The sequence below is a fragment of the Methanobacterium sp. genome (genome assembly GCA_030017655.1).
GTDB lineage: Archaea > Methanobacteriota > Methanobacteria > Methanobacteriales > Methanobacteriaceae > Methanobacterium_D.
Genome location: JASEIM010000034.1, coordinates 1 through 4,996, shown reverse-complemented (window position 1 = coordinate 4,996; position 4,996 = coordinate 1). Strand labels below are relative to the sequence as shown.

Genomic DNA, 4,996 nt, shown 5'->3' with positions numbered 1-4,996 from the left:
TTTGGGCTGATGGTCTTATTACAACTTCAAAACCTGAAAAAGAGCTGAAAGAAGTGGTTGGCGCATTCTACCGTGGAGGGGGAAAAGGAAAACCAATGTACCTTAAAGTACAGATTTCCTACGATAATACTCCTGAAAAGGCATTAGAAGGGGCATGGGCGCAGTGGAAAATCAATATGTTTAAAAATACAGTTCAAACCGAATTAAAAACACCGGAAAAGTTTGATGATGCATCAGAATTCATCAAACGTCAAGATATACATAAAAAGGTGAGAATCTCTTCTGAAATAGAGGACCATATTATGGCTGGAAAAGGACATTAAACAGGGATTTGAACATGTTTATATTCATAATGTAAATACCAATCAAAGTAATTTTATTGAAAATTTTGGTAAATATGTAATTCCTTCCTTAACACATTAATTAAGGTGATAAATAAAAAAATTGAAATACTATTTTCACTAAATCACAAATGAACAGTAAAAATCATATGGGTATAGTATGAAGCCACCAAAAGAACTTAAAGTAAAACCGATAAGGAATGGAACAGTGATAGATCACATAACTGCAAATAAAGCTTTAAGTGTTCTAAAAATCCTCGGATTACCAAATGAAAAAAACACTGTAACCATTGCAATGAATGTCCAGTCTCCTGAAATGGAAAGTAAAGACATTGTAAAAATTGAAGGGCGCGAATTAGCCCCTAATGAAGTGGATAAAATTGCTTTAATAGCTCCAAATGCTACAATAAATATAATTCGAGATTATGAAATTGTAGAAAAGGGTAAGGTGCATCTTTCAGATGAAGTAAGTGCTATTCTTAAATGTCCTAACCCCAATTGCATAACCAATACCAATGAACCAATGATTACTAAATTCTATGTAATAGAAAAGGAACCTGTATTTTTAAGGTGCTATTACTGTGAAAGAATTATGGAAGAAAGTGAAATTGAGTCACAATTTTAATCTATTTTAGGAAAATTTTCTGATTTCCAACTTATGTAATCGCAAAAAAGTTTTACGTTTTAACAGCCCCGAAAACTTGTATTCGGTGGAAACAGTATCAAGATGTTGAGGTATTATCATTGAAAAAAACCCCATTATTATTCATAACTCTTCTTATTCTCCTTAACCCAGTATCAGCCAAGATATTTGTTAGTGAACTGTCAAATGGGATAATAACTGCTCCAGCGGCTTCATACACTAATGGTGAACTTATTTTCAGTGACAAAAGTCCAAGTCAGGCAGTTATGAATTATTTAAACGGCAAGGAAGCCATTGTTGTAGGGGATATATCATTAAACGGGCAGAGTATTTCGGCAGATTCATCAAATCTTTCGAAATTCTGGACAAACAGCGATATAGTGGTCTTAGGAACTGGAAAAGATACATCCGCGGCTTTAGTCGCGATAAAAAATAATGCTCCGCTTTTAGTAATTGATAATAGAATTCCTGATGAGATTAATAAAGAAATACAGAGACTTAAGCCCAAAAAGATAATAATTTGCGCATCTCCATCATCAATTCCTGATTCCGTTCTAAATAGATATCCTAATGCTCAAAGATACTGGAAAGGAAGTGATAAAGATACTATAGAAGATGTGGGAGGTAATAATCAGAAAATAAAAGCCCCTGAAAGTTTAATGCCCGTTGCAATGACCCTATGGAAAGATGCAAACTTTGATATTGGTGATAAAGTTACAGTAGATGAAAAAACCACCCTCTGGTCGTCAAATGATGTCACAACCAGCATTGTTATGAATAGATATGCAAATAAAGATCTTCCTGTAATTTATATTGCATGTGATAATATGGTTTCAGAGGATGCAGATAAAAAACTGCTTCAAAAGGTTAAGGAGGTTATATCTGGTTCAGCAGAGGTGCAAATAGATAATGAATCTCCAAAACCAGGTGAAGCCCCACGAACAGTGCAAAATGCTCCGCGAGGAATTGCAGCATATATTGCTGCAGCAGATCCGGGATCTATGGCCGATATGGTGGTTGGAGTTAAAAAAGGTTATCTTAAAAAAGATGCCCAGAAACTGGACGGAATTGTGTATATTAATTATGGAAGGCTAAATTTAGAAAATACAAGTTTTTTATCAAGAGCATGGGATGATAATTATTCAAATGCATATTTTGCAGGATTGTATCATCCTTCCTCTTTTCTAAATGATGCTGGGATTAAAATGATCCAGCCAAATATAGGAACCAACTCCCAGGAGGAAGAAATTAATAAAATAGCTGCTGGATTGATTGATGCAGCTTATTCATATAATAAAGCTCAGGTTAATCCTAATTATAATTCTGAGTCAGTGGCAAAACATGATATAAACCCTAAATTTATTGCATATGGGTCTCAAGAAATATTGAATGATAGTGAACCTAAAATGGGTACTTCAATGTGGCTATATCTTACTTCTCAGTATGTTGGGGGTTTACCTGTAAGAAATACATCAAATAAATATGATGAAAGTGAAATTGAGGAAAGTAAGTATTTTGGAGTTATAACAAGAGACGAATACAGGGAATTCGGTAAAAAAACATATGAATATATGAAAATAAATAAAACAGTCCCTGATTCAGTAAATGTTAATGGAAAAAAGCTTAATAATGGAGATATAGAATATCTTTTTGCAATAACCACAGAGAAACACACAAGCAAGGAAAATATGCAATTCTCCAGGTATGTATATATGAATGCCGCATATGAACCTTTTGAAATTATATACAAGTTTATTAGAAGTTCTTTTTATCAGTTAATAGTCTGATCATGTAATTTGTGGCGAAACATTATAAGCTTTGTGGAATTTTAAAAATGCTTCCATCTGTTCTAGTGAGGCTTCAACACTACCAGGAATAACAGTTCCATGGGGAGACATTGCCTCACCAGTTACTGCTGGAATTCCGGCTAAATTGAAAACATCCTCCAGAGCTCCAGGATATATTGATCCGGCCTTAGTAAATGATAAAAGTGTGGATTTAGTTTCTTTTTCAATGAAATCTGCCATCTGGAAGCTTAAAAGACAGGGCATCTCAGAACAGAGGACACTCAATCTACCAGGATATCCTCCAGGTCTTGTGGAGTGAAAATCTCCCAAATATTTTATATTATTTCTTTTAGCATAACTTAAGATGTTATTTGTCGGTGTTCCAAAAATTTCTGCTGTTCTATTAGGATCTTGGCCTTTCCACGATCTAAGACAATATTCTGTTGAACGGGGTATCGCAAATGGTACTACATAGATTGTTATGTTTGTTTTTACTGCAGCAAGCTTATTTATAAGGTTCACTGCTGCTATTTGGGCAGGTAACTCATTACCATGAACACCGGATAAAATCATGATCCCTGGATAATCTTTTTTTCCAAATATCACTATAGGGGTGCCCTTTTTTGCTGCAAGGAGAACCTGATTGGTCAGAGGAGTTTCAGGAAGGTGATCCATAATTAACCTATTATTTGTAATGTCTCCTCTTGCAAAATGATTAATTGTCTCTATTTGTAGTTTGTAGGCAGAAGGAGCTAAGAGGGCTTTTTCAACGATATGTTTCTCATACATTTTACTCATAAACTGTTAGATTAATTAACCATCGATTCCCATAATATTTCAGTATTTTATGGCCTTGTAATCTTCATTTAGGATAATTTCCCGGCTAAGCGATGCCTTATTCTTTGGTACTGGATGCTTATTTTCATCCAGATATACCAATAACTTAATCATTCCTCTTGGTGTCACTGGCCCAATAACAATTTCAGATCTTTTATCTTTAGCTGTAAGTCTTATATGTGTAGCTTCATTTTCATCTACTGCTTGTTCATCATTATTTTCATATTGAATACTTCCTTTCTGGTATGTTTCAGGAATACGTATTTTAGATGCAGGTATATCTTCTGGAACATGTAAATTTTCAGGTAATGGTACCATTTCTATTTTAGGATACTTATCAGAACCTTTTCTGGGCATATCAATCACCCCTTTAGTAATAATATTATTTAATTTGATAATAAATATTACTATATTTTAAAATCAATATATTAATTTTATAAATAAAATGGTGTTAAGATGGACATAATTAAAGATGGATTTACTAAAAGATCCACTAAAAGAATGGAAATAATAGACATGACAAATGATCTTAATGATTTGTTGAAGAAGTATCAGATTAATGAAGGCATAGTTAATGTATTTGCAAGGCATTCGACTGCAGGAGTTGTAATAAACGAAAATGAATCAAGATTGATCAAAGATTTTGAAAATACTCTTGAGACATTAATTCCAGAAAATAACAATTACGGTCATGACTTAATAGATAACAATGCAGATTCACATATAAGGGCATTTTTCATTGGCAGCAGTGAAACGATTCCAATAAAAGAAGGTTCTCTAGATTTAGGAACTTGGCAGAGACTATTTTTTGTTGAACTGGATGGTCCAAGAACCCGCACCTTTGCAGTTACAATAATTGGAAAATAAAATAAAAAAAAGTATTTTTTAATTAAATTCAATTTCAAATGCAATAACTGGATATTCCAAGTTAAAATTAGTGATTACTTCAGGATTGACCTCTCCAAAGAATCCTGTTATAAATAAATTGTCAGATTTCCAGCTATTTAATCCTTTAACCTTTGCACATCTTCCTTTAATAAATGAAGGATGGTTATATGGTCCAATATCCATTGTAAGGCCAAGATTAACGAATAAAGCATCCATAATTGACTTTATTTCTGTAAAATTAGCGCTTGAGTGGGTTACAGCTCCAGCTAATTTTTTAATGTCACGGGTACATGTTTCGCAGGTTTCATCAAGATATACAACATCACCCACTTCAAAGATCTTTTGCGGCAGCTCTTCATGCTTATTATCTTCTAAAAATTCCATTAAACCCTGAATAAGGCTTTTTCTAAGCATAGTTCTATCAACTGATATTGGTTGAGCTACAGTAACTCTTTTATCTTCTTCCAGTTTCATATTTTCATAATGCTGCTTTTCATTGG

7 protein-coding genes are annotated in these 4,996 nt (G+C 33.5%); 4 read left to right on the top strand and 3 right to left on the bottom strand.

Going from position 1 to position 4,996, the window contains the following annotated elements:
• The 3 genes from QMD61_10710 to QMD61_10700 form a co-directional block, all read left to right on the top strand.
• Positions 1-323: hypothetical protein (locus QMD61_10710; GenBank protein MDI6725104.1), on the top strand; the 323-nt coding region annotated here is incomplete at its 5' end.
• A gap of 178 nt (positions 324-501) precedes the next feature.
• Positions 502-966 carry an aspartate carbamoyltransferase regulatory subunit gene (gene pyrI, locus QMD61_10705; protein MDI6725103.1) on the top strand — a complete coding sequence of 155 codons (465 nt, stop codon included), beginning with the start codon at positions 502-504 and terminating at the stop codon, positions 964-966.
• A 119-nt stretch (positions 967-1,085) separates the two neighbouring features.
• Positions 1,086-2,771 carry a cell wall-binding repeat-containing protein gene (locus tag QMD61_10700; GenBank protein MDI6725102.1) on the top strand — a complete coding sequence of 562 codons (1,686 nt, stop codon included), beginning with the start codon at positions 1,086-1,088 and terminating at the stop codon, positions 2,769-2,771.
• On the opposite strand, the gene QMD61_10695 is transcribed toward QMD61_10700, so the two are convergent.
• Together QMD61_10695 and QMD61_10690 are read right to left on the bottom strand one after the other, a co-directional pair.
• Positions 2,772-3,560: a succinylglutamate desuccinylase/aspartoacylase family protein gene (locus QMD61_10695; GenBank protein MDI6725101.1), complete on the bottom strand. Its 789-nt coding sequence runs from the start codon at positions 3,558-3,560 to the stop codon at positions 2,772-2,774. It abuts the gene before it with no gap.
• 48 nt (positions 3,561-3,608) lie between these two features.
• Positions 3,609-3,965: a hypothetical protein gene (locus QMD61_10690; GenBank protein MDI6725100.1), complete on the bottom strand. Its 357-nt coding sequence runs from the start codon at positions 3,963-3,965 to the stop codon at positions 3,609-3,611.
• Between the two features lie 99 nt (positions 3,966-4,064).
• Between QMD61_10690 and QMD61_10685 the strand changes: the two genes are divergently transcribed.
• Positions 4,065-4,475 carry a secondary thiamine-phosphate synthase enzyme YjbQ gene (locus QMD61_10685; GenBank protein ID MDI6725099.1) on the top strand — a complete coding sequence of 137 codons (411 nt, stop codon included), beginning with the start codon at positions 4,065-4,067 and terminating at the stop codon, positions 4,473-4,475.
• 18 nt (positions 4,476-4,493) lie between these two features.
• On the opposite strand, the gene QMD61_10680 is transcribed toward QMD61_10685, so the two are convergent.
• A partial coding sequence (locus QMD61_10680) for a phenylalanine--tRNA ligase subunit beta (protein ID MDI6725098.1) occupies positions 4,494-4,996 on the bottom strand: 503 nt, incomplete at its 5' end.